The following is a 24,254-nucleotide window of genomic DNA, read 5'->3' on the forward strand; positions in this document are numbered from 1 at the left end:
TCAATCGATTCCGCCCGTCAGGGTCGTCTGCTCAGCATAGTCGAGGTGTTTGACGAGCTGCGCGCGCAGCCGGGCACGCACCTCGGCAAATTCAATCGGGCCTGCATGGTCGCGCAACTGGGTCATCGCCAGCCCCGCGTAGCCACAGGGGTTAATCCGTCGAAACGGTTCCAGGTCCATATCCACATTCAGGGCCAGGCCGTGGAAAGAGCAGCCATTGCGGATCCGCAGGCCCAGTGAGGCGATTTTCGCGCCATTCACATACACGCCGGGCGCATCGGGCTTGGCGTGGGCGCTTACGCCATAGCTGGCGAGCAGCTCGATCAGGCAGCGCTCCATCCGGCTGACCAGTTCGCGAACCCCAAAACCCAGACGCCGCACGTCCAGCATCAGGTAGGCAACCAACTGGCCGGGCCCGTGATACGTCACTTGCCCGCCGCGATCTGATTTGACCACCGGGATATCACCCGGCAGCAGCAGGTGCTCGGCCTTGCCGGCCTGCCCCTGGGTGAATACTGGCGGATGCTCCACCAGCCAGATCTCGTCTTGCGTCTCGGGCCGGTCTTTGCGTTGGTCAGTGAAACGCTGCATGGCCAGCCAGGTGGGCTCGTAATCCAGCAACGCCAACTCGCGAAAACCCAAGGCCCGCGACATCACAACACCATGTGAACGAAGCCAGTGGCCCGCAGTTCGCTGTTGATGTTGTACAGCTGGTCCTGATCCGTGGCCACAATGTGCAGCTGGATGGTGGTGTACTTGCCGTTGGTGCTCTGGCGTTCGTCAATACGCTCGTTGTTGATCGTTGCGTGTTTTCTCACGATCACGAGGATTTTGTCCTTGTTACCCACACCTGTGTCACTGATCACCTTAACCGGGTAATCGGTTTGAGGAAATTCGATCTTTGGCGCCTTTACTTCGTTATCGCTCATGGCGTATTGGCCTCGTAAGCCCGGAACTACAGACATGACCCCGCGCCGGGTAAGCGCAGGGTCACACAGGTGGGTGCAATCAGTTGAACAACCCGTAGAAGAATAGACGGATGCTATCCCACACGCGGCGGAAAATGCCACCTTCCTCAACCGGCTCAAGTGCGATCAAGTCCGCACTGTGAACAACTTTATCGTCGAGTTTGACTTCAACCTTACCGATCACGTCACCTTTGGCGATGGGCGCCATCAGTTGCGGGTTCATGGTCATGCTCGCGGCCAGCTTTTTCAATTGGCCTTTAGGCAGGGTCAGGGTCAGGTCGTTGGCCAGACCGGCTTTGACCTGACTGGTGGTGCCTTTCCAGACAGGAGCCTGAGCCAGCTCGGTGCCTTTCTGGTAGAAGGTCTGGGTTTCGAAGAAGCGGAAACCGTAGGTCAGCAGTTTTTGCGTTTCGGCCGCACGGGCCGCTTCGCTGTTGGTGCCGAACACCACGGCGATCAAACGCATGCCGTCACGCACTGCCGAAGACACCATGCAGTAGCCTGCTTCATCGGTGTGACCGGTTTTCAGGCCGTCAACGGTCTTGTCGCGCCACAGCAACAGGTTGCGGTTAGGCTGCTTGATGCCGTTCCAGAAGAACTCTTTCTGCGAGTAGATCGCGTAGTGGGTCGGGTCTTCGTGGATGATTGCGCGGGCCAGCAGCGACATGTCATGCGCCGACGAGTAGTGCTCAGGGTTTGGCAGACCGGTCGGGTTCATGAAGTGGCTATTGGTCATGCCCAGCTCGGCTGCGGTCTTGTTCATCAGATCCGCGAAAGCGTCTTCACTGCCGGCAATGTGCTCAGCCAATGCAACGCTGGCGTCGTTACCCGACTGAATGATGATCCCGTGCAGCAGATCGCTGACCGACACCTGGGAGCCGACCTTGATGAACATGCGCGAACCACCGGTGCGCCAGGCGTTCTCGCTGACCGTTACCGGGTCGTTCTCGCCAATCTGGCCACGACGGATTTCCAGCGTCGCAATGTACGCAGTCATCAGTTTGGTCAGGCTGGCCGGGGGCAGGCGCTGGTCGCCATTGTTCTCAACCAGCACGTTGCCGCTACTGGCATCCATCAGCACGTAGGATTTGGCGGCAAGCTGTGGCGGCGACGGCATCATTTCGGCTGCCCAGGCGGCAGGCGTAATGATCAGCGGGACAAGCAGGCACAGGCGTTTGGCAAAGGTGGTGATGTTCATCCGTCTCTCGAAATTGTTGATGGAAACTTACCCTCGCGGGCAAAACTGTTCTGACAGCCCTTAGAGGGGCTGTCGCGTATTCAGTTGCAGGCACGGCCCTCGCAGGGCTTTTGTTCTTTGTCGCTGCAACTGCGTTGGGGCCCGAACCTTCGGGGCCCAACGCGTTAATCAGTGTTACTGATCCGATGTCACAACGCTTGGCTGGCCCAAATTGGCCAGTCGCACGCTGTTTTGCGCTTGCTGTACTTCGCCGGCCGAGGCAATCGGCCCCAGCCGCACACGGTGCAAGGTCTGCTGATTGCGCACAATCGAGCTAATAAATACGGGGGCACTGACCATGCCACTGAGCTTGGAACGAAGCAACTCTGCGGCATCCGGGTTGGCAAAGGCGCCGACCTGCAAATACGTGCCCTGCCCGTTGGACATGCGCGGCACCGGCACAACATCCGTGGCGTGTTGCTGCGCAGGCGGTGTCCATTGCTCGACCTTGCCCGTGGCAATGGTAGGTCCGGGGGCATTCTGGGCCATTTTCGGCTCATTGAGCATCAGCGGCGCAGGACGACCGCGCTGCGCCCACCACTGCTGCGGGTCGATGCCTTCGACTTTGACCCGCGCCGTACCGGTTTCGGCGTAACCGAGCTTTTTGGCCGCCGCGTAGGACAAGTCAATGATGCGGTCCGAATAGAACGGGCCACGGTCGTTAACCCGCAGCACCACGGCTTTACCGTTGTCCAGGTTGGTCACTTTGACGTAGCTGGGCAGCGGCAGGGTTTTGTGCGCTGCGCTCATGCCGTACAGGTCATACACCTCGCCATTGGCAGTGTTCTGACCGTGAAACTTGGTGCCGTACCAGGATGCCGTACCTGACGCCACGTACGTCTTGGACTCTTGCATCGGAAAGTAGGTCTTGCCCAGCACGGTATACGGGTTGGCTTTGTACGGCCCGGTGTGCAGGGTGGGCGTCGCATCGGGGATACGCGAGACGTCTACGTCCCACCACGGCGCGCCGTCCTTGTGTGCCCGGTTGATGTCCAAACCGGGCGTGGCGCGGACCACCGGGGCCGACTTTTGCTGCGGCGCGGTGGAACGACTGCTGGAGCAACTCACCACCAGCAACGCGACGGCGGCGCAGGCAGCAACTTTCAACGGTGTACGGATCGCTAGAAACGGCATTACTTGTTGCCCCGTGCTTGAACCAGCAGGTCGGACAGTTGGTGCACTGCCATGGCGTACATCACGCTACGGTTGTAACGCGTAATCGCATAAAAATTCTTCAGGCCCATCCAGTATTCAGGGCCGTTTTCGCCTTCGAGACGCAAGGCGGTGACCGGCATGTCGTCACGCAGCGCATCATGACTCGACCACCCCAGCGCTCGCAACTCCCCGACCGTTTTCACCGGTTCGATGCCTTGGGTCAACCCTTCGTCGGCGCGATCGCCTTGCACATCAGCCCGAATGACCACCGGCTCGCCCGCTACCCAGCCATGGCGCTTGAAATAGCTGGCAACACTGCCGATGGCGTCGTCCGGGTTGCTCCAAATATTAATGTGGCCGTCGTTATCAAAGTCCACGGCATAGGCGCGGAAGCTGCTCGGCATAAATTGCGGCAAGCCCATCGCACCGGCGTACGAGCCCTTAAGGGTCAACGGGTCGACCTGTTCCTCGCGGGCCAGCAGCAGAAATTCGCGCAGTTCTTTGCGGAAGAATTCAGCACGTGGCGGGTAATCGAAGCCCAGGGTCGACAGCGCGTCGATCACCCGGTAGCTGCCCGTGTTACGGCCGTAGAAGGTTTCAACGCCAATGATCGACACAATCACTTGCGCCGGTACGCCATATTCCTGCTCGGCACGGGCCAGCACGGCTTCGTGCTCACGCCAAAAATCGACACCGCGCGCCACGCGGGCATCCGAAATGAAGATCGGGCGGTATTCCTTCCACTGTTTAACGCGCTCGGCCGGACGCGAAATGGCATCAAGGATGCTCTGCTTGCGTTGAGCCTCGCGGAAAACGTCCATCAGCTGTTCACCGGCGAACCCGTAATCGCGGGTCATCTCGCCGACAAACTCAGCCACCTGGGGCGAGCCTTCATAGTCGCCGGCCACCGCGCCTTGCGCCGCCCCGAACAGACCTAACAGGCCTACCCAGGACGCGTATCGAGCAGCCCAGCCACGCATTACTTGCATTGAATTCTTCACCTTAATCAAACTTGCGCGATCCACTTGCGATGCGTGTGGATCGACATCAAAACCCCAAACGCTGACAGCAGCGTAACGAGCGAAGTTCCGCCGTAGCTAATGAACGGCAATGGCACGCCCACCACCGGCAACAGGCCACTGACCATACCGATGTTGACGAAAACATAAACAAAAAACGTCATGGTCAGGCTGCCGGCCAGCAATTTGCCGAACAGCGTCTGCGCCTGGGCCGTAATCACCAGGCCACGACCAATCAACAGCAGATAAATCAGCAGCAATGCGCAAATGCCCACCAGCCCGAACTCTTCGCCCATCACCGCAATAATGAAGTCGGTGTGGCTTTCAGGCAGGAAGTCCAGGTGCGACTGGGTGCCCAGCAACCAGCCTTTGCCAAACACACCGCCCGAACCAATGGCGGCCTTGGACTGAATGATGTTCCAGCCGGTGCCCAGCGGATCGCTTTCAGGGTCGAGGAAGGTCAGCACGCGCTGCTTTTGATAGTCGTGCATCACGAAAAACCACATGGCGACGGCCACCGGCACCGTGGCCGCCAGCACGCTGAGAATCCAGCGCCAACGCAGCCCGCCCATGAACAGCACAAACGCGCCACCCGCCAGTACCAGCAGCGCAGTACCGAGGTCGGGCTGACGCACAATCAGCGCAAAGGGCACGCCAATCAGCATGAGGCTGATCGCCACGTGTTTGAGCTGCGGGGGCAAGGTGCGCTTGGAGAGGTACCAGGCGATGGTCGCTGGCATCAGAATCTTCATGAATTCCGAAGGCTGGAAACGGATCACCCCCGGGATGTTGATCCAGCGCGTGGCCCCCATGGCGTTGTGGCCCATGACGTCCACGACCACCAGCAGCAGCACGCCGATCAGGTAACCAATCGGCACCCAGCGCGCCATGAACCGGGGTTCAAGCTGGGCAATGATGAACATTGACACCAGACCGATACCAAACGAGGTGGCCTGCTTGCTCAGCAGGTCCCAGCTCTTGCCGCTGGCCGAGTACAGAACGAACAGACTGCCAGCCGCCAGGGTCAACAGCAAAATCAGCAGCGGGCCATCGATGTGCAAACGCTGCAACAGCGAGGCACGTCGACGCATCACATCCTCACTGGAGAGCATGCGATCAAAATTACTCATCACGGGCCGTAACCTCCGCCTTTGAAGGGCTGGCGTACTCAGGTTTGAGCTTGCCTTGTGCATCCAGCAACCAGGCATCCATGACCTTGCGCACGACCGGCGAAGCCACGCGGCTGCCCGCCTCACCGTTTTCAATCATGACCGAGACCGCAATTTGCGGGTTGTCGGCCGGGGCGAAACCAACGAACAACGCGTGGTCGCGGTGGCGTTCCTGAACTTTGGAACGGTCATATTTTTCGCCCTGCTTGATCGCCACCACCTGCGCCGTACCACTTTTGCCAGCGATCAGGTATTGCGCCCCCACGCCCGCCACACGGGCTGTCCCGCGGGCGCCATGCACCACTTGCTGCATGCCGTGGGTGACCTTGGCCCAGTTGGACGGGTCGCGCAGCACGATGTCCGGCATCGGGTTCGGATCAACGGGTGGCACACCCTCGATGGTCTTGGCCAGGTGCGGACGGATCCATTTGCCTTTGCTGGCAATCAGCGCAGTCGCTTGCGCCAGTTGCAACGGCGTGGACTGCATGTAGCCCTGACCAATCCCCAGAATCAGGGTTTCGCCCGGAAACCAGGCCTGCCGCCGCGTCGCCCGCTTCCACTCGCGGGACGGCATCAAGCCTGCGGACTCCTCGAACATGTCGAGCGAGACTTTCTGGCCGATGCCGAACTGGTTCATGTACGAGGACAGACGATCAATGCCCAGTTTGTGAGCCAGGTCATAAAAGTAAGTGTCGTTGGAACGCATGATCGCCGTGTCCAAATCCACATAGCCATCACCGCTGCGGTTCCAGTTACGGTACTTGTGGTCGTAATTGGGCAGCATGTAGTAGCCGGGGTCGTAGACCCGCGATGAACCGGTGATCACGCCGCTGTCGAGCCCGGCAATCGCCACCGCGGGCTTGATGGTCGAGCCCGGCGGGTAAAGGCCGCGCAGAATGCGGTTGAACAGCGGGCGGTCGATCGAGTCGCGTAACTCGGCATACGCCTTGAAGCTGATGCCGGTGACAAACAGGTTGGGGTCGAAGCTCGGCTGACTGACCATCGCCAGTACTTCGCCAGTATTCGGATTCAACGCCACCACTGCGCCACGGCGCCCGGCCAGCGCTTCTTCGGCGGCTTCCTGCAATTTGATGTCGAGGCTGAGCACGATGTCCTTGCCGGGGATCGGGTCCGTGCGCTTGAGCACACGCAACACCCGGCCACGGGCGTTGGTCTCGACTTCTTCGTAACCTACCTGACCGTGCAGTTCAGCCTCATAGAAGCGTTCGATGCCGGTTTTACCGATGTGATGGGTGCCGCTGTAATTCACGGGGTCGAGGGTTTTAAGCTCTTTCTCGTTGATCCGTCCCATATAGCCCACCGAATGCGCAAAATGCGCGCCCTGCGGGTAGTGGCGCACCAGTTGCGCGACCACTTCAACCCCGGGCAGGCGGAACTGATTCACGGCAATCCGGGCGATCTGTTCTTCGGTGAGCTCAAACAGAATGGGCACCGGTTCGAATGGCCGACGCCCCTGTCGCATGCGCTTTTCAAACAAGGCACGGTCTTCTGGCGTGAGCTGCAACACTTCGACGATCACATCGAGCACTTGCTGCCAGTCACCGGAACGTTCGCGGGTCATGCTCAGGCTGAAGCTGGGCCGGTTGTCCGCGATCACCACACCGTTGCGGTCGAAAATCAGGCCACGCGTCGGGGGAATGGGCTGCACGTGCACCCGGTTGTTTTCAGACAGGGTCGAGTGGTACTCGTACTGCACAACTTGCAGGTAGTACAGGCGCGCAATCAGCGCACAAATGAGCGCCACCACCACAATTGCGCCGACCACAACGCGGCTGCGCACAAGGCGTGCGTCTTTCTCGTGGTCTTTGAGGCGAATTGGCTGAGACATTCGGGACGCTGACTATTTGTGATAAGGGTGCCCGGACAAAACCGTCCAGGCGCGATACAACTGCTCACCAATCAGAATCCTTACCAACGGGTGCGGCAACGTCAACGGCGACAGCGACCAGCGCTGATCAGCCCGTGCACAGACTTCCGGCGCCAGCCCTTCAGGGCCGCCCACCATGAAGTTCACCGTGCGCGAGTCCAGGCGCCAGCGATCCAGCTCGACCGCCAGCTGCTCGGTACTCCAGGGTTTGCCATGCACTTCCAGCGTGACAATACGCTCACCCGGACCGACTTTGGCCAGCATGGCCTCGCCTTCCTGACGGATGAAGCGGGCCACGTCGGCATTTTTGCCGCGGGTGTTGAGCGGTATTTCCACCAGTTCAAGGGCCAGCTCGGATGGCAGACGCTTGGCATATTCATGCCAGCCTTCTTCCACCCATTTAGGCATACGCGAACCGACAGCGATCAAACGCAGGCGCACAGCTAACCCTTACTCTTGGTCTTTGTTGAGCTTGAGGAAATGCTCGTGGGTGTTTTCCGGGCTGTGGTGAGCAGCGCTGCCTGCACGGCTTTGCTCAGCACCGGCCCACAGACGCTCCAGGTCGTAGAACTGACGCGCACTGGCGGTCATCATGTGAACGATCACGTCGTCCATGTCCAGCAGAACCCAGTCGCTGTCGCCCTTGCCTTCTTCGCCCAACGGCTTGACGCCCAGCGCTTTGACCGCTTCGCGGACCTTGTCCAGCATCGCACCGATTTGACGGTTCGAAGTACCGGTGGCGATGATCATGAAGTCAGTGATGCTGTGCTTGTCGCGCACGTCGATGACTTGAATGTCCTGGGCCTTGACGTCTTCCAGGGCAGTCACCGCCACCTTGACCAGCTCTTCGCCTTTCAGGATTTCGGTCGGTTGGGCTTTTTCCGGCAGAGGGGCGCTCTTGAACGTGCCTTTGCGCTTAACTTTGCTTACATCTTTGTTGGTCATATAAAACTCGTTTTGCTCGTATGTTCGGGTGTTTCAATACACGTTGTTATCGCGCCTTGAAACACGCCTTTTCAGTTCGACGCACGGTACAGTCCGTGCGCATCGATGTAGGCCAGGACCGCGTCGGGCACCAGGAAACGTACCGACTTACCGCTGGCCAGCAGTTGACGGATCTGGGTGGCGGAAACCGCGAGCGGTGTCTGCCAGACGAATGCAATCTGTCCGCTCGACCCTTTCAGGGCCAGCGGGTCGCTTACCGAGCGCGCTGCCAGCAGGTTGCGCAAGGCATCCGGCGGTTCGCTGTCGGCATCCGGGCGCTGTAGCACCAGGATATGGCAATGCTGGAGCAACTCTTCCCAGCGGTGCCATGTAGGCAGGCCGCAAAACGCGTCCCAACCCAGCAATAAAAACAACTGGTCCTGCGCGGCCAGCTCGGCCCGCATCAGTTCCAGGGTGTCGATGGTGTAGGACGGTTTGTCCCGTTGCAGTTCCCGGGCGTCCACCACCAGCGTAGCCACACCTTCGACGGCGCACTCGACCATCGCCAGACGGTCGTGAGCAGACACGTGCGGCGTGTCACGGTGAGGCGGCCTGGCATTGGGCGTCAGACGCAGCTCGTCGAGCCCCATCATCTCTGCCACTTCCAGCCCGCCGCGCAAATGCCCGATGTGCACCGGATCGAAGGTTCCACCCAACACACCTATGCGCCGGGGTAACGCGTCGTTCATCGGTGCCTCCACTGCCGCTTCAAGGTCGATCAAGTCAGACCGGCTCCTGACCGCGCAGCTGTCCGTCACCGACCACAATGTACTTCTCGCAGGTCAGACCTTCGAGACCCACCGGACCGCGGGCGTGCAGCTTATCAGTAGAAATGCCAATCTCCGCACCCAATCCGTATTCAAATCCATCGGCGAAGCAGGTCGGGGTGTTGAGCATGACCGAACTGGAGTCCACTTCGGCCATGAAACGCCGGGCGTCGCCCTGATGTTCGGTGACAATCGAGTCGGTGTGATGGGAGCCGTAGTGATTGATGTGCTCAATGGCCGCGTCCAGCCCGTCGACAATACGGATCGACAGAATCGCGTCCAGGTATTCGGTGTGCCAGTCGTCTTCAGTGGCCGGTACCACATCGATCAGCGCTTGAGTACGCTCACACCCGCGCAACTCGACACCCTTGGCGCGGAACTCCTCGGCCATGGCAGGCAAAAAAACTGCCGCGACGGCCTGATCCACCAGCAACGTTTCCATCGCCCCGCAAATACCGTAGCGATAGGTCTTGGCGTTGAACGCAATGCGCCGGGCCTTGGGCAGGTCGGCATGAGCACTGACGTACACATGGCAAATGCCGTCCAGGTGCTTGATCACCGGCACCCGCGCATCACGGCTGACACGTTCGATCAAGCCTTTGCCGCCACGGGGGACGATCACGTCCACGTATTCGGGCATGGTAATCAACGCGCCGACAGCCGCGCGGTCGGTCACTTCAACCACTTGCACCACCGCCGGCGGCAGCCCGGCCTCGGCCAGACCTCGCTGGATACAGGCGGCAATCGCCCGATTGGAGTGAATGGCTTCGGAGCCTCCGCGCAAAATGGTGGCATTGCCGGACTTCAGGCACAGGCTCGCGGCGTCGATGGTCACGTTGGGACGCGACTCATAGATGATGCCAACCACGCCCAGCGGCACGCGCATCTTGCCCACCTGGATTCCCGAAGGGCGGTAGCTCATGTCACGAATGGCGCCGACCGGGTCCGGCAGGCTGGCCACCTGACGCAGACCGACGATCATGCCGTCAATGCGCGCCGGGGTCAGGGCCAGACGCTCCAGCATGGCGGGCTCAAGACCATTGGCCCGGCCCGCCGCCAGATCCTGCTCATTGGCGGCGGTGAGTTCCGGTCGCGCAGCGTCCAATGCAGCGGCAGCCGCCAGCAAGGCACGGTTTTTTTGCCCGGTGCTGGCACGGCCAATCACACGGGAAGCTTCACGGGCAGCGCGACCCAAACGGGTCATGTAGTCAAGAACGGACTCAGTCATGGTCTCAATGGTCTTGGCAGAGAGGAAAGCGGCCGATTATAGCGGTCAAGCCGCCTCACGCACAGCGGTGGCAGGCGGATGGTCGAAATGGACTGCAAATACACAGCGTTCAGCGCGGATTAAGCAGGTCTTGCTATGATCTGCGCCCTTTGCGCCACTGATGTGATAGCCCTGAAGATGCCTACGATGCTGCCGGATGCCTTTTTCGACCGTGATGCCCAACGCGTTGCCCGCGAACTATTGGGCAAAGTCATTCGTCACCGGGTTAACGACCTGTGGCTCAGTGCGCGGATTATCGAAACCGAAGCCTATTACTGCGTCGACAAAGGCAGTCACGCCTCACTGGGTTACACCGAAAAGCGCAAGGCGCTGTTTCTCGATGGCGGGCACATTTATATGTACTACGCTCGCGGCGGCGACTCGTTGAACTTCAGCGCCCACGGCCCGGGCAATGCCGTCCTGATCAAATCGGCCTACCCGTGGGTCGACGAGCTGTCCGGCCCGCACAGCATGGCGCTCATGCAGCGCAACAATCCCGACACGCAGGGCCGCCCGCGACCCGAGCGCAAGCTCTGCGCCGGGCAAACATTGCTGTGCAAGGCGCTGGGGCTGAAAGTGCCTGAATGGGATGCAAAATGTTTCGACCCCGAACGTTTACGGGTCGATGACGTCGCACAACAACCCTCGCAGGTGATTCAAACCACACGCCTGGGCATCCCCCACGGGCGCGATGAACACCTGATGTACCGCTTTGTCGACGCTGACTACGCTGCGTATTGCACGCGTAACCCGCTGCGACGCGGCCAGGTTGAAGGCAAGGACTACGTGATCCTGGATCACCCGTGATTGCCACTGCCCGAACGATTTAACCGACGATCAAAAGGAAATTGAAACATGGGCCCATGGCTCGATAGCGTAACTGGCTGGCTGACAGCCAACCCGCAGTGGCTGGGCCTTGCGGTGTTTATTGTGGCGTGCGTTGAATGCCTGGCCATTGCCGGGATTATTGTGCCGGGCACCGTGCTGCTGTTTGCAATCGCCGTCATGGCGGGCAGCGGTGCCTTGTCATTGGGCGAAACCTTGCTGCTGGGGTTTCTCGGCGGACTGCTCGGGGATGTCGTGTCTTATGCGCTGGGCAGACGCTTTCATCAAAACATTCGGCGCTTGCCTTTATTGCGCACCCACCCCGAGTGGATGAACGGCGCCGAAAGTTACTTCCACAAGTACGGCATCGTCAGCCTGCTTGTGGGGCGTTTCATCGGCCCGCTACGGCCCATGCTGCCCATGGTCGCAGGGATGTGCGACATGCCCGTCCCGCGCTTTATCGGGGTCAGCCTGCTGGCCGGCATCGGCTGGTCGGTGGCGTACCTGCTGCCTGGTTGGGCGACCGGCGCCGCGATCCGCTTGCCATTACCTGAAGGCTTCTGGCCCCAAGCGGCGATTGTCGCGGTCGGGCTGGCGGGGTTGCTGGGGCTGAGCATCAACGCCAGCATTCGGCGCCAATCCAAAGCAACCTTGCTGATCGGCGCCCTGAGCCTGGTGCTGCTGCTGGCGGTGTTCATCGGCTACCCATACATGACGGCTCTGGATCAGGGCATTTCTGCACTGGTGCAAGAGCATCGCAGCAGCGCCATGGACATGGCCGCCGTGCTGGTGACGCAGATCGGCAACTTCCGCACCCAGTTTCTGGCGGCGGCGCTGGTGTGCATCATCCTGCTGCTGACCCGGCAATGGCGCGCGATGATTTTTTTCGGCGGGGTGACGCTGTTCACTGCGCTGGCCAACACTTTCACCAAGCTGTTCTTCGCCAGGGTGCGCCCTGACGTGTTGGTGGATCCGCTGACCAGTTACAGCATGCCCAGCGGCCATAGCTCCGGCGCGTTTGCGTTCTTTGTCGCGCTGGCAATTCTGGCCGGGCGCGAGCAACCTCAGCGCATGCGCATCACGTGGGTGCTACTGGGCTGCCTGCTGGCGATCACGGTCGCCATGTCGCGGGTGTACCTCGGCGCTCACTGGCCAACTGACATCATGGCGGGCGCGCTACTGGCGATCACGGTCAATGCGTTTGGACTGGCGCTGTGCCAACGCTTCATGCCGCTGAGCCCCGTCCCGCAGAAAGTCTGGTGGCTGATTTTGCCCGCCAGCACGGCGCTGTATGGCTTTTTCATGCTGGCGCACATGTCCAAAGAGCTGCTGCGCTACGCGTACTAACACCGCCGCGTGGGGCGAGGATCAATTGAGGGTTTCGCCCTGAGAATCGCCCTGCATTTCGTCCAGCAGCACCTGAATGCCATCCAGACGCTGCTGCGGGTCATCGACTTGCAGCAGTTGTAACTTGTCCTCCTCGGCAAAAGGCAGCAAATAGGCCAGTTGATTGGCCAGCGACTGCTGCCCCTCGACTTCGGTGTTCATGTTCAGGGCCGCCACCATCGGGTGCTCGGCCAGCGCCTTGAGCAGCGCCAGCAAATCCTGATCTTCCTCTTCAAGCGGTTGCTCGGGGATTTCGTCCAGCCACTCAACCTCCGCTACCAGCAACTGGTCACGCTGGCGTTCTGCACTCAGCACCCCAAAGCGTCGTCCGCCTTCGACCCGTATGCCCAACAGGCCATTCTCCTGTTGCTGAAAGTCGCGGATCAGCGCTTCACACCCGATCGGCGCAATGTCGTCGGGGGCGTCGCCCACTTCACTGCCCTCCAGAATGCACACCACCCCAAAACCGGTGCCCTGCTTCATGCAGCGGGCAATCATGTCGAGGTATCGCGCCTCAAAAATTTGCAGATCCAGTACACAACCGGGAAAGAGCACAGTCTTGAGAGGAAACAACGGCAATGTCATGTCTACGTCCTTACACCACAAGGCTGACGGCCAGCGGTAAAAAGACCGCCGTGCCCACACCCATTAAACTCATCGCCAACGCCGCAAAAGCGCCGCACTCTTCGCCTTCCTGCAAGGCCACTGAGGTCCCGACTGCGTGAGCCGTCATGCCCAGCGCCATGCCCCGCGCTTCGGCACTGTGAACCTGCAACAGGCTCAGCAGGCCCGGCCCGACAATCGCACCAATGACCCCGGTAATCAGCACAAACACGGCCGCCAACGCGGCGACACCGCCGATTTGTTCAGCCACCAGCATGGCAATCGGCGAGGTCACCGACTTGGGCGCCAGGGTCATCAGCACCATGTGCTCAGTGCCGAACCACCAACCCAGCAACACCACCAGGCCGGTCGCAAACACGCCCCCAATCACCAGCGTAGTAAAGATGGGCCAGAACAGTTGGCGGATTCTTCGCAAATTCAGGTACAGCGGCACGGCCAGCGCCACCGTGGCGGGGCCCAACAGGATGCTCAGGATGTCGGTGCTTTTGCGGTACTCGTCGTAGCTCAGGCCGCAACTGAGCAGCACGCCGATCACCAGCAGCATCGAGGCCAAAACCGGTTGCAGGAAAATCCAGCGGGTTTTTTCGAACGCCGCCAGCACCAGTTGGTAAGCGCCCAGGGTGATGCCAATGCCGAACAGCGGATGGTGGATCACGGCTTGCCAGGCGCCTTGCCATTCCAGGGTCATGGCCGTTCCTCCGCAGACTGATGACGCTTGAGCAAGCGCTGCATCAGCACGCCCACGAACGCCATCGACAACAGCAGCGACAGCACCAGCGCGCCGACAATCGCCCAAAAATCGGCGGCGATGTCACTGGCGTAGACCATCACCCCCACGGCGGGCGGCACCAGCAACAACGGCAGGTAGCGCAACAGACCGCTGGCCGCCTGGCTCAAGGGCTCGCCAACCTGGCCGCGCACGATCAGGAAGGCCAACAGCAGCAACAACCCGATGATCGGGCCGGGCAACACAGGGATGAACAAATGATTGAGGGCAGTGCCGAGCAATTGAAACAGCACCAGCCAGGTCAGGCCGCGTAACAACATCTCTCGTCTCCAGCGATCTTTTTTGCGCAGCATTATAAGCACGCTCAACACGCACTGGCTTGGCTAAAGGCAAGAGCGGCGCGTGAATATCTCAGGATGTTTCATGTCGCCCTATAGAGCGGCTTCCATTGCTGCGGCATACTCGGTGGCCTAACTTTCCGGATCCTGCCATGCGCCCATTTGTACCCCTTGCTCTGACTTTGCTGCTGACGGCCTGCGGCGACGGCGACTCGCTGTTGCCCCCGGACGCTCGCCTGCCCGATGGCGGGCGCTATCGCGGTGAAGTGGTCAACGGGCTATTGCAGGGCCAGGGCCGCATCGACTACCCGAACGGCACTTGGTACGCGGGCGAATTCAGCAATGGCGTGTATCAGGGCCAGGGGGAATGGCATGCCAGCAATGGCGACGTCTACCGCGGCAAATTCGAGGGTGGCCTGTGGAACGGGCAAGGCAACCTGACCACCCACGACAGCGAGTACGTCGGCGGCTTCAAGCAAGGTCGCCGCGAAGGTGAAGGCACCCTCAAACAAGGCGGCATGAGCTATCGCGGCGCTTTCAAGGATGACCAGTTTTCCGGCTTCGGCCACCTCGAACTGGAAGACGGCAGCGAGTATCAGGGCCAGTTCGCCCAGGGCAAACCCCATGGTGAAGGCAAGCGCAGCGATGCCAGTGGCAACGAATTCACGGGCACGTTCGTCAATGGTCAGCTCGAAGGCACTGGCATTTTCAACAGCGCCGAAGGGGATCAATACGAAGGCGAGTTCAAAGACAACCAGCTCAACGGCAAGGGCCGCTTCGAAAACGCTGACGGCGACGTGTGGATCGGCGAGTTCAAGGACGGCGCCCTGACGGGCCAGGGCGAGTTCATCGGCGTTGACGGCAGCCACTATCGCGGTCAATTCAATGAGTGGCGCTTCAATGGTCCCGGCCAGCTCGACATGGCCGATGGCAGCCGCTATGTCGGTGACTTTGCCAACGACACGTATCAGGGCTATGGCACCCTGACCCTGAGCGACGGCACGGTAGAGAAAGGCTACTGGATCAATGGGCTGCGCGTGCGCGACGAAAAAGGCGAACTGCTCCCGGATCCGCTTGAGCTGGGCCTGCTCAATCAGGGCGCGCTGCTCGACCGGGCCCTCAAAGCGGTTCCACACTCCACCCCGGCCGTCGAGCTGTACAGCCTGGTGCTGGGGGGGGACGGCAAGCAAAGCGTCTTTCTGCGTGAAGCTGATTACGTCAGCGACATGCTCACCAGCCGTTTCGGCAGCCGCGGCAACATCAGCCTGGTCAACCATCGCGACCACTTGATGGATCGCCCCATGGCCACCCGCGAAAACCTGCACCGCGCCGCCAAGACCCTGGCCGAGCGCACGGGCCCGGAAGACCTGGTGTTCATCTACCTGACCAGCCACGGCACCCACGACCATGAACTGGTGCTCGACCAGCCGCGCCTTGAACTGGCTGACCTGCCCGCCGACGACTTGGCCGCCGCGCTTGCCCCTTTGAAGCATCGCGACAAGATCATTGTGATTTCTGCCTGCTACTCGGGCGGGTTCATCCCGGCGCTCAAGGATGAAAGAACCTTGATCATGACCGCCTCCGAAGCGGACAAAGTGTCGTTTGGCTGTTCGGAAGAAGCCGACTTCACTTACTTCGGCAATGCCCTGTTCGCGCAGGCCCTGAACCAGACCGACGACCTGCAGCAGGCGTTCACCCTGGCGAAACAATACGTTGCCGAGCGCGAACAGGCCGATAACTTCGATGCTTCAGCACCTCAACTCTGGGCACCGAAAGGCGTCTTGAACCACTGGCAGCGCCTGCGCGAGCAACAAGCCCGGCAAGCGTTGCATTAATCCGATGGAACAGCATGGACGCCGCGAGTGACTAAGCTGAATGTATCAAGGGAGAATTCGCATGTACCTGACGCCTCAGCACATCCTGCTTGCGGGTGCCACCGGCCTGACCGGTGAACTGTTGCTCGACCGTTTGCTTAACGAACCGACGGTAGAACGCGTACTCGCCCCCTCGCGCAAACCTCTGGCCGACCATCCGCACCTGGAAAACCCGGTGGGCGACCCCGCCGTGTTTCTGCCGCAACTCAGCGGCCCGGTCGATGTCGCGTTCTGCTGCCTGGGCACCACTATCAAACAGGCCGGTTCCGAAGAAGCCTTTCGCGCCGTGGACCACGACATGGTCGTGGCCTTCGCCAAACGCGCGCGTGAGATGGGCGCCAGGCATTTGATCGTCATCAGCGCCATTGGCGCAGACCCAGAGTCATCCATTTTCTACAACCGGGTCAAAGGTGAGATGGAGCAATCCTTGCGAGCGCAGGACTGGCCTCAGTTGACCATCGCCCGCCCATCTCTGCTCATCGGCGAACGCCTGGAAGAACGCCCGGCAGAGAAAATTGCAGGTCTTTTTTCAAAATTGATCCCCGGCAAATACCACGGCATTGAAGCCTGCGAACTGGCCCGGGCACTGTGGCGACTGGCGCTTGAAGATCAGCAAGGCGTGCGAGTGATTGAGTCCGACGAACTGAGAAAACTGGGCAAGTAACCCGTTACAGCCCCCCGTTGGCCTGGACGCCGACCCCCAGCACGGTCAACACCGACAACGGCAACAAAAGCGTATCCAGCAAGGCGCTGGCAGGCAGGTCCAGCCCCGGATAACGCGGGGGCTGGGCGCCAAAGCGGTCTTGCGCACAGCACCCGCCTTGCAACGCATACCAATCGAGCCGCGTACCCGAATACACCACCGGCGCCCCCGGCTTGGCGGCGTCCAGCGTGCGAACGCTGGCGCAACCGGCAATGTGCAGGAGCATCAACACGCCCAGCAGCGCCTTACTCATCGCCGCCCACATGATGCTCGCCCCAGCGCGGGAGCATGTCCTGCGGGATATTGAGCAGGTTAAGAATGCGCGCGACCATAAAATCGACCAGATCATCGATGGTCTGCGGCTGATGATAGAAACCCGGCGACGCGGGCAAGATGATGGCGCCCATGTTCGACAGCTTGAGCATGTTTTCCAGATGAATACTGGAGTACGGCGCTTCGCGCGGCACCAGAATCAACTGGCGACGCTCTTTGAGCGTCACGTCCGCCGCCCGCTCGACCAGGTTGTTACACGCGCCCGTGGCAATGGCCGACAGCGTGCCCGTGGAACACGGCACCACCACCATCGCGGCCGGCGCGCCGGAACCCGACGCCACCGGTGACATCCAGTCTTCCTTGCCGTACACACGGATCTGCCCGGCAGCCGCTCCGGTGTATTCGGTCAGAAACGTCTGCATGGCCTGCGGCTTGGCCGGCAGGTTAACGTCGGTTTCAGTCGCCATGACCAACTGTGCGGCCTTGGAAATCAGGAAGTGAACCTCGCGGTCTTCGCGCACCAAGCAATCGAGCAAACGCAATGCGTAAGGCATGCCCGATGCACCGGTCACGGCCAGGGTGATGCGTTCCGGGCCACTCATTGCAGCGCGTCCGCCAGCTTGCCGTGTAGCCCGCCAAAGCCGCCGTTACTCATGATCACCACGTGGGTGCCGGGCTTAACGCGGGTTTTGACGTCGGCGATGATGGCGTCCAGCGAGTCGCAGACCCGGGTCGACACAGGGCTCGATGCAACCGTTGCCGCCAGATCCCAGCCCAGATTGGCCGGTGCATACCAGACCACGTGATCGGCCTGGACCACGCTCTGCGGCAGGCCATCCCGGTGGGCACCCAGTTTCATGGAGTTGGAACGCGGTTCAATGATCGCCACCAACGGGGCATCGCCGATACGCTTGCGCAACCCGTCCAGCGTGGTGGCAATGGCGGTCGGGTGGTGAGCGAAGTCGTCATAAATCGTGACGCCCTTCACCTCGGCCACTTTTTCCATTCGGCGCTTCACGCTTTTGAAGGCGCTCAGGCCATCAATCGCCATGCTCGGCACCACCCCGACATGGCGGGCAGCCGCCAGCGTGGCCAAGGCATTGGCGACGTTATGCTGGCCGGTCATGTCCCACTCGACAGTGCCCTGAACCACGCCCTCGAACAGCACGTCAAAGCGCGAACCGTCGTCGCTCAACAGGCGGGCTTGCCATTGACCCCCTTCGCCCGTGGTTTGCACCGGGGTCCAGCAGCCCATGTCAATCACCCGCTGCAAGGCAGGTTCAGTGGTCGGGTGAATCACCAGGCCTTCGCTGGGGATCGTGCGCACTAAATGGTGAAATTGCCGCTCAATCGCAGGCAGGTCGGGGAAGATGTCCGCGTGATCGAACTCAAGATTGTTGAGAATCGCGGTCCGCGGGCGGTAATGCACAAACTTGGAGCGTTTGTCGAAGAAGGCGCTGTCGTACTCATCGGCCTCGACCACGAAAAACGGCGTGTCGCCCAACCGCGCCGACACGGCAAAGTTTTGCGGCACGCCGCCGATCAGGAAGCCCGGCGCCATGCCGGCATGTTCCAGCACCCAGGCCAGCATGCTGCTGGTGGTGGTTTTGCCGTGAGTCCCGGCCACCGCCAGCACCCAGCGGCCTTGCAGCACGTGATCGGCCAGCCATTGCGGCCCGGACACATACGGCAGCCCCTTGTTGAGCACGTATTCGACCGCCGGATTACCACGCGACAGCGCATTGCCGATCACCACCACATCAGGCGCGGGGTCCAGCTGGGTGGGGTCGTAGCCTTGGGTCAACTCAATGCCTTGAGCTTGCAGCTGGGTGCTCATCGGCGGATAGACGTTCGCGTCGGAGCCTGTCACGTGATGGCCCAGTTCTTTGGCCAAAACCGCCAGCGAACCCATGAATGTGCCGCAAATACCAAGAATATGAATGTGCATAGTCGACCTCGAAAATCATCGGCGAAGGGTAGCGTAGAGCACTGTTTTTCGCACTCACTAGCTGAACGGGCCCTGCAGAAAAAGCGCTTCGACAGTTTTTCAATCCCTCCGCCCCCTCTCGGCGTGATAGACCTATCACTTCTGCTAGTACCGTTAACCTAGTCAGCCTTGGACAATCAGAAGGGAAAAACAAGGAGGTGGGCCGCATGAAGAATTCACATAAAGCTGTTGCGTGTCAGTATCGCTATGACCCATTGAATCGATTACTCACCCAATCGTTTCCATCCGAACCCAACACTACGACATACCTGTATGCCGATAATAGGCTTGCGACGGAAGTTCAAGGCTCTACAAGTTCTACGCTAATGAGAGTGATGGGCGAAAACAGAGTGATAGCACAGCACCGTGCGCACAACGGAATCAAAGACACTGTACTACTCGCTTGTGACGCCCAAAACTCCCCTCTCGTAGCAAGAGCCGAACTTGACCACGAGCAGCACGCCTACACGGCGTATGGCTTTAGCCCTGACAACATCAATTCAGTTTCTCTACTGGGCTACACCGGGGAACGTCAAGACGTTGTAACCGGCCACTATTTACTGGGAAGGGGGCGCAGGGCATACAACCCTGTATTGATGAGATTTAATTCACCCGATCTTTTAAGCCCATTTGAGAGAGGCGGCATTAACAGCTACACCTACTGCACAGGAGATCCAATAAACCTTATTGACCCCGAAGCAACCAATGCCATCAGTCATTTTTTCCGTTCTTTTTTCAAAGCATTCAAAGGCGCTAGCAAAAAAACCAGCGAACCGGTAAAGCAAGTTTTAGAGGACGGCAGCGTGCTTATTGGTTACCACGGAGCTAGCGACGAGCAAATAAACCAACTGATCAGCCAGGGTTTAAATAACAACTATGTACCAACACGCAGCGGCAGAGAAGTATTTGGCCGTGGCTTCTATGTCACTCGCAAACCAGAGGTCGCTAGACTCTATGCTAATAAACTTGCACTCTCACGGGCCAAAAGAAAAACCGGAAGCGTCGTTGCCGTGTATTTAAAAAACCCAAAAGACAAAATTCATGGCATTGACCAACACTTCACTTTTGCCACCCCCTCCAAGAATCCAACTTACAAAAACCTTATTGAACTCATTGAAAAAAATAATGACATTGTATTAAAGGACAAGATCCACCCCCACATCAAATTGATCAAACTACCCTCTGCCAAACACTTGCCAGTTGTTATCAATCGAGAACTTCGAATGAGGTAAAACAACAACCCATTCAATACACCCTAAAAGTGCTCGCTCATGCAAAACGAGCACTTTGGCCTTCAGCGCTCAATCCCATGCTTGCGCAGCTTTCTGTACAGCGTATTGCGGCTGACCCCCAGTTGCAGGGCGGTATGCGTCATGTGCCAGCGATGCAACTCCAGCGCCATCAGCAAGGCCATTTTCTCGGCTTCATCGAGCGGGTGTTCAGACGCCTCAGGTTCTTTGGGTAGCGCCTTGCGCAGATTGGCGGGCAGGTCCTGCAACCTGATACGCCCGTCTTCACATAACGCCGCCAAGGTACGCAACACGTTACGCAATTGGCGGACGTTGCCCGGCCAACTGAAATCAAGCAGCGCCTGACGGGCCTGAGGGTCGATCTCCAACCGCTCCGGCCCCGCCTCCTGCGCCAGCAGAAAATCGAGCAGCTGCGACTTGTCACTGCGATCACGCAAGGCGGGCAAGGCGATTTCCAGCCCGTTGAGCCGGTAGTACAGGTCTTCGCGAAAGCTGCCCTGCTCCACGCGTTCCAGCAAATTGCGATGGGTGGCGCTGATGATGCGCACGTTGACGGCTTGCGGCTCACCACCGATCGGCACCACCAGACGGTCTTCAAGCACACGCAGCAAACGGGTCTGCATGGCCAGCGGCATGTCGCCGATCTCATCGAGAAACAACGTTCCGCCATCGGCCTGTTGCAACTTGCCCTGCATGCCTTCCTTGCGGGCACCGGTAAAACTGCCGCCGCGATAGCCGAACAATTCACTTTCAATCAGGCTTTCAGGAATCGCCGCGCAGTTGAGCGCCACAAAGGGTTGGTCGGTGCGCAAGCTGGCCAGATGCACCGCTTTGGCGAAGGCTTCTTTGCCCGAGCCCGTTTCACCATTGACCAACAACGGTACGTCGCGCTCGAAGACCCGCAGCGCCCGGCGAAAATCGGTGTGCAACGCGTCATCACCCAGGCAGATCCCGCTCAGGCGCGCGGGTGCGGGGTCAGGTTGAACGCTGACTGGCGCGGGTTGAGCGCGCGCCTGGCCCCGCAATGCGGCGAATAAATAGCGTCCATCGCGGGTGCAGAGCGGCCAACTGGCGCTGGCCTGCGGGCTGGCGCGGGCGAAGAGTTCGTCGCGCGGGCAATCAAATACCTGATCAATGAGTTGCCCCACCAACCCGCCGCGCACATGGCCCAACAGGTTCAAGGCGCTCTGGTTGACCGCAACAATCACGCCCTCGCCATCGAACGCCAGCATGCCTTCGCTGAACAGCCCTACTGACTGCGCCTGGAGGTGAAAACGCAGCAGCCATTGGTCTTCAAAATGACGCAAGAAGTAACTGCTTTCGATGATTTTCGCCGACAAATTGACCAGCGCCATGGTGTGGAACTGGCTTTGGCGCGACACGTCGTGGCGGGCCGAGGACACGTCCAGCACGGCCAGCAACTCGCCCTGCGGGTCAAACACCGGGCTGGCCGAACAGGTCAGGCCGGTGTGACGGCCGCGAAAGTGCTCGTCCTGATGAATGGTCAGCGCCTGTCGCTCCACCAGGCACGTGCCGATACCGTTGGTGCCTTCACGGGCTTCACTCCAGTCAGCCCCCAGCCATAACCCTGCGCGTTCGAACACCGTGCGCTCTGTGGGCGCGGTCACGCAGTTCAGGATCACGCCCCGGGCATCGGTCAGCAGGACGGCATGACCGGCGCCCGATAATTGTTGATGCAGGCTGTTCATTTCGTGAGTGGCAATGTGCAACACCTGCTGCAAACGCTCGCGCCCTTCCAGGATGCGGCCGTGTTCCAGCACCGTCGGGGCGACAGTGTGTGCGGGGTCGAGATGGTAATCCTCCAGGCAGCGTTGCCAGGAGCGAACGATGGACGGGTCGCATCCCTGAGGACGGCCCTGCGTGACATCGATGACTTGTCGGGCGTGCCGACTGATATCTGCACTGTGCATTTTTATTATTCTCCGCTCTGTCTCGGCGGTCTCGGCGTGTACAGGGCAAATGCCCCACGTGCTGCGCCCGAGTACCAGTCCAAACCGAGCCCCCAGCATCCTCTTGCGTCCAAAGCATTGCAATCGCCATCTGACTGACTGGTCATGCGCTGTACCGTTTTTGGCACACAGTGTCACCCCGACTGTACCAGCCATGTCACAGACAGACGTCCCGCGCCATGACGGGAGCGCCCGAAAGCCCCGTTTTAGAGCACTCAAGGGAATCTGGCCCGGCCTTTGCTCCGGCTTAGGGCAGCGCCCGAGCGCGTCCTCCCATAAGCACAAAAAAGCCAGGAGACATTCACCATGCGTTATGCACAACCCGGTACTGAAGGCTCGATCGTCTCGTTCAAGAGCCAATACGGTAACTACATCGGCGGCGAATTCGTGGCTCCCGTCAAAGGTCAATATTTCACTAATACCTCACCGGTAAACGGCAAACCCATTGCCCAGTTCCCGCGCTCGACCGCAGAAGACATCGAAAAAGCCCTCGACGCCGCCCACGCCGCCGCGGATGCGTGGGGCGCGACGTCGGTGCAAGCGCGCTCGCTGGTGTTGCTGAAAATCGCCGACCGTATCGAACAAAACCTTGAACTGCTGGCCGTCACCGAAACCTGGGACAACGGCAAGGCCGTGCGCGAAACCCTGAACGCCGACGTGCCGCTGGCAGCCGACCACTTCCGGTACTACGCCGGGTGCATCCGCGCCCAGGAAGGCAGCGCCGCCGAGATTGACGGCAACACCGTGGCCTACCACATCCACGAACCGCTGGGCGTGGTCGGGCAGATCATCCCGTGGAACTTCCCGCTGCTGATGGCCGCCTGGAAACTCGCCCCGGCGCTGGCAGCCGGTAACTGCATCGTGCTCAAGCCTGCCGAACAAACACCGCTGAGCATCAGCGTGCTGATGGAGCTGATTGGCGACCTGCTGCCGCCGGGCGTGCTGAACGTGGTTCAAGGCTTCGGCAAGGAAGCAGGCGAAGCGCTGGCCACCAGCAAGCGCATTGCCAAAATCGCGTTCACCGGTTCGACCCCCGTGGGCGCGCACATCATGAAATGTGCCGCTGAAAACATCATTCCTTCTACCGTTGAATTGGGCGGCAAATCGCCGAACATCTTCTTCGAAGACATCATGCAGGCCGAACCCTCCTTCATTGAGAAGGCCGCTGAAGGCCTGGTGCTGGCGTTCTTCAACCAGGGCGAAGTCTGCACCTGCCCGTCGCGCGCACTGGTGCAAGAGTCGATCTACGACGAATTCATGAAAGTCGTGATGAAGAAAGTCGAGGCGATCAAGCGTGGTGACCCGTTGGACACCGACACCATGGTCGGCGCACAAGCCTCCGAGCAGCAATTTGACAAGATCCTGTCCTACCTTGAAATCGCCAAAAACGAAGGCGCGCAATTGCTGACCGGTGGCGCTGTGGCCAAACTCGAAGGGGATCTGGCCACTGGCTATTACATCCAGCCAACCCTGCTCAAGGGCACCAACAAAATGCGCGTATTCCAGGAAGAAATCTTTGGCCCGGTGGTCAGCATCACCACCTTCAAGGACGAAGCCGAAGCATTGGCCATCGCCAATGACACCGAGTTCGGCCTGGGCGCCGGGCTGTGGACCCGCGACATCAACCGCGCCTACCGCATGGGCCGGGCGATCAAGGCAGGCCGCGTCTGGACCAACTGCTATCACCTCTACCCGGCACACGCCGCGTTCGGTGGCTACAAGAAGTCCGGCGTTGGCCGTGAAACCCACAAGATGATGCTCGACCATTATCAGCAGACCAAAAACCTGCTGGTGAGTTACGACATCAACCCGTTGGGCTTCTTCTAACGGCCTGATCTGCAGG

24 protein-coding genes are annotated in these 24,254 nt (G+C 59.9%); 6 read left to right on the forward strand and 18 right to left on the reverse strand.

What is annotated here, in order from left to right:
- The 11 genes from lipB to TU74_RS19360 all read right to left on the reverse strand — a co-directional run bounded on the left by lipB (position 1) and on the right by TU74_RS19360 (position 10,415).
- Complete coding sequence (gene lipB, locus TU74_RS19310; protein WP_047273503.1) at positions 1-654, reverse strand: lipoyl(octanoyl) transferase LipB; 654 nt, start codon at positions 652-654, stop codon at positions 1-3.
- Entirely contained in the window at positions 654-929 is a 276-nt protein-coding gene (locus tag TU74_RS19315) for a DUF493 domain-containing protein (protein ID WP_047295708.1), read from the reverse strand. Before TU74_RS19315 ends, lipB begins: the two co-directional genes overlap by 1 nt.
- A 79-nt stretch (positions 930-1,008) precedes the next feature.
- Positions 1,009-2,166, reverse strand: a complete 1,158-nt coding sequence (locus tag TU74_RS19320) for a D-alanyl-D-alanine carboxypeptidase family protein (RefSeq protein WP_047295711.1) — start codon at positions 2,164-2,166, stop codon at positions 1,009-1,011.
- Between the two features lie 174 nt (positions 2,167-2,340).
- Entirely contained in the window at positions 2,341-3,339 is a 999-nt protein-coding gene (locus TU74_RS19325; RefSeq protein WP_048377380.1) for a septal ring lytic transglycosylase RlpA family protein, read from the reverse strand.
- Complete coding sequence (gene mltB, locus TU74_RS19330; protein ID WP_371264262.1) at positions 3,339-4,361, reverse strand: lytic murein transglycosylase B; 1,023 nt, start codon at positions 4,359-4,361, stop codon at positions 3,339-3,341. The genes TU74_RS19325 and mltB overlap by 1 nt, the downstream gene beginning before the upstream one ends.
- A gap of 5 nt (positions 4,362-4,366) precedes the next feature.
- Positions 4,367-5,470: a rod shape-determining protein RodA gene (gene rodA, locus TU74_RS19335; protein WP_047274257.1), complete on the reverse strand. Its 1,104-nt coding sequence runs from the start codon at positions 5,468-5,470 to the stop codon at positions 4,367-4,369.
- 31 nt (positions 5,471-5,501) lie between these two features.
- Positions 5,502-7,397: a penicillin-binding protein 2 gene (mrdA, locus tag TU74_RS19340; RefSeq protein WP_047279123.1), complete on the reverse strand. Its 1,896-nt coding sequence runs from the start codon at positions 7,395-7,397 to the stop codon at positions 5,502-5,504.
- A 12-nt stretch (positions 7,398-7,409) separates the two neighbouring features.
- Positions 7,410-7,877: a 23S rRNA (pseudouridine(1915)-N(3))-methyltransferase RlmH gene (rlmH, locus tag TU74_RS19345; protein WP_003444191.1), complete on the reverse strand. Its 468-nt coding sequence runs from the start codon at positions 7,875-7,877 to the stop codon at positions 7,410-7,412.
- Positions 7,878-7,886: 9 nt separating this feature from the next.
- Positions 7,887-8,381 carry a ribosome silencing factor gene (gene rsfS, locus TU74_RS19350; RefSeq protein WP_047279125.1) on the reverse strand — a complete coding sequence of 165 codons (495 nt, stop codon included), beginning with the start codon at positions 8,379-8,381 and terminating at the stop codon, positions 7,887-7,889.
- A gap of 71 nt (positions 8,382-8,452) precedes the next feature.
- Complete coding sequence (gene nadD / locus TU74_RS19355) at positions 8,453-9,109, reverse strand: nicotinate-nucleotide adenylyltransferase (RefSeq protein WP_047274255.1); 657 nt, start codon at positions 9,107-9,109, stop codon at positions 8,453-8,455.
- 34 nt (positions 9,110-9,143) lie between these two features.
- A complete protein-coding gene (locus TU74_RS19360) occupies positions 9,144-10,415 on the reverse strand; it encodes a glutamate-5-semialdehyde dehydrogenase (RefSeq protein WP_048377381.1) in 1,272 nt (423 codons plus the stop codon).
- A gap of 177 nt (positions 10,416-10,592) precedes the next feature.
- On the opposite strand from TU74_RS19360, the gene TU74_RS19365 reads away from it, so the two are divergent.
- Together TU74_RS19365 and TU74_RS19370 are read left to right on the forward strand one after the other, a co-directional pair.
- Positions 10,593-11,261 (forward strand): DNA-3-methyladenine glycosylase, encoded by a 669-nt coding sequence (locus tag TU74_RS19365; protein WP_082149901.1) that lies wholly within the window; start codon positions 10,593-10,595, stop codon positions 11,259-11,261.
- A 48-nt stretch (positions 11,262-11,309) separates the two neighbouring features.
- Entirely contained in the window at positions 11,310-12,626 is a 1,317-nt protein-coding gene (locus tag TU74_RS19370) for a bifunctional DedA family/phosphatase PAP2 family protein (RefSeq protein WP_047273494.1), read from the forward strand.
- A gap of 21 nt (positions 12,627-12,647) precedes the next feature.
- Here TU74_RS19370 and TU74_RS19375 read toward each other — a convergent pair whose 3' ends face one another.
- Genes TU74_RS19375 through TU74_RS19385 form a run of 3 tightly spaced genes read right to left on the reverse strand, consistent with a single transcriptional unit; the run spans position 12,648 to position 14,336 of the window.
- Positions 12,648-13,250, reverse strand: a complete 603-nt coding sequence (locus TU74_RS19375; RefSeq protein WP_047279131.1) for an LON peptidase substrate-binding domain-containing protein — start codon at positions 13,248-13,250, stop codon at positions 12,648-12,650.
- 10 nt (positions 13,251-13,260) lie between these two features.
- Positions 13,261-13,977 carry an LrgB family protein gene (locus TU74_RS19380; protein WP_047273492.1) on the reverse strand — a complete coding sequence of 239 codons (717 nt, stop codon included), beginning with the start codon at positions 13,975-13,977 and terminating at the stop codon, positions 13,261-13,263.
- Positions 13,974-14,336: a CidA/LrgA family protein gene (locus tag TU74_RS19385; RefSeq protein WP_047273491.1), complete on the reverse strand. Its 363-nt coding sequence runs from the start codon at positions 14,334-14,336 to the stop codon at positions 13,974-13,976. Before TU74_RS19385 ends, TU74_RS19380 begins: the two co-directional genes overlap by 4 nt.
- 170 nt (positions 14,337-14,506) lie before the next feature.
- On the opposite strand from TU74_RS19385, the gene TU74_RS19390 reads away from it, so the two are divergent.
- Complete coding sequence (locus TU74_RS19390) at positions 14,507-16,189, forward strand: C13 family peptidase (protein ID WP_048377383.1); 1,683 nt, start codon at positions 14,507-14,509, stop codon at positions 16,187-16,189.
- Positions 16,190-16,250: 61 nt separating this feature from the next.
- Entirely contained in the window at positions 16,251-16,892 is a 642-nt protein-coding gene (locus TU74_RS19395; RefSeq protein ID WP_047273489.1) for an oxidoreductase, read from the forward strand.
- 4 nt (positions 16,893-16,896) lie between these two features.
- Here TU74_RS19395 and TU74_RS19400 read toward each other — a convergent pair whose 3' ends face one another.
- The 3 genes from TU74_RS19400 to mpl are packed head-to-tail and all read right to left on the reverse strand — an operon-like array spanning position 16,897 to position 19,152.
- The gene (locus TU74_RS19400; protein ID WP_048377384.1) at positions 16,897-17,184 is read right to left on the reverse strand and encodes a YceK/YidQ family lipoprotein; all 288 of its coding nucleotides are present in this window, start codon (positions 17,182-17,184) and stop codon (positions 16,897-16,899) included.
- On the reverse strand, positions 17,177-17,806 hold the full coding sequence (ubiX, locus tag TU74_RS19405; RefSeq protein ID WP_048377385.1) for a flavin prenyltransferase UbiX: 630 nt from the start codon (positions 17,804-17,806) through the stop codon (positions 17,177-17,179). Before ubiX ends, TU74_RS19400 begins: the two co-directional genes overlap by 8 nt.
- Positions 17,803-19,152, reverse strand: coding sequence for a UDP-N-acetylmuramate:L-alanyl-gamma-D-glutamyl-meso-diaminopimelate ligase (gene mpl / locus TU74_RS19410; RefSeq protein WP_048377386.1), 1,350 nt, complete (start codon positions 19,150-19,152; stop codon positions 17,803-17,805). Before mpl ends, ubiX begins: the two co-directional genes overlap by 4 nt.
- A gap of 206 nt (positions 19,153-19,358) precedes the next feature.
- Between mpl and TU74_RS23200 the strand changes: the two genes are divergently transcribed.
- Positions 19,359-20,423, forward strand: coding sequence for an RHS repeat-associated core domain-containing protein (locus TU74_RS23200; RefSeq protein ID WP_082149900.1), 1,065 nt, complete (start codon positions 19,359-19,361; stop codon positions 20,421-20,423).
- Between the two features lie 62 nt (positions 20,424-20,485).
- Here the strand turns inward: TU74_RS23200 and TU74_RS19420 are convergent, their stop codons facing one another.
- The gene (locus TU74_RS19420) at positions 20,486-22,372 is read right to left on the reverse strand and encodes a sigma-54-dependent Fis family transcriptional regulator (protein WP_048377387.1); all 1,887 of its coding nucleotides are present in this window, start codon (positions 22,370-22,372) and stop codon (positions 20,486-20,488) included.
- Between the two features lie 345 nt (positions 22,373-22,717).
- Here TU74_RS19420 and exaC point away from each other — a divergent pair, with 345 nt between their 5' ends.
- The gene (gene exaC, locus TU74_RS19425) at positions 22,718-24,238 is read left to right on the forward strand and encodes an acetaldehyde dehydrogenase ExaC (RefSeq protein WP_047295728.1); all 1,521 of its coding nucleotides are present in this window, start codon (positions 22,718-22,720) and stop codon (positions 24,236-24,238) included.
- The last annotated feature ends 16 nt before the right edge of the window (positions 24,239-24,254 follow it).

Source organism: Pseudomonas lundensis (assembly GCF_001042985.1).
Taxonomy (GTDB): Bacteria; Pseudomonadota; Gammaproteobacteria; order Pseudomonadales; family Pseudomonadaceae; genus Aquipseudomonas; species Aquipseudomonas lundensis.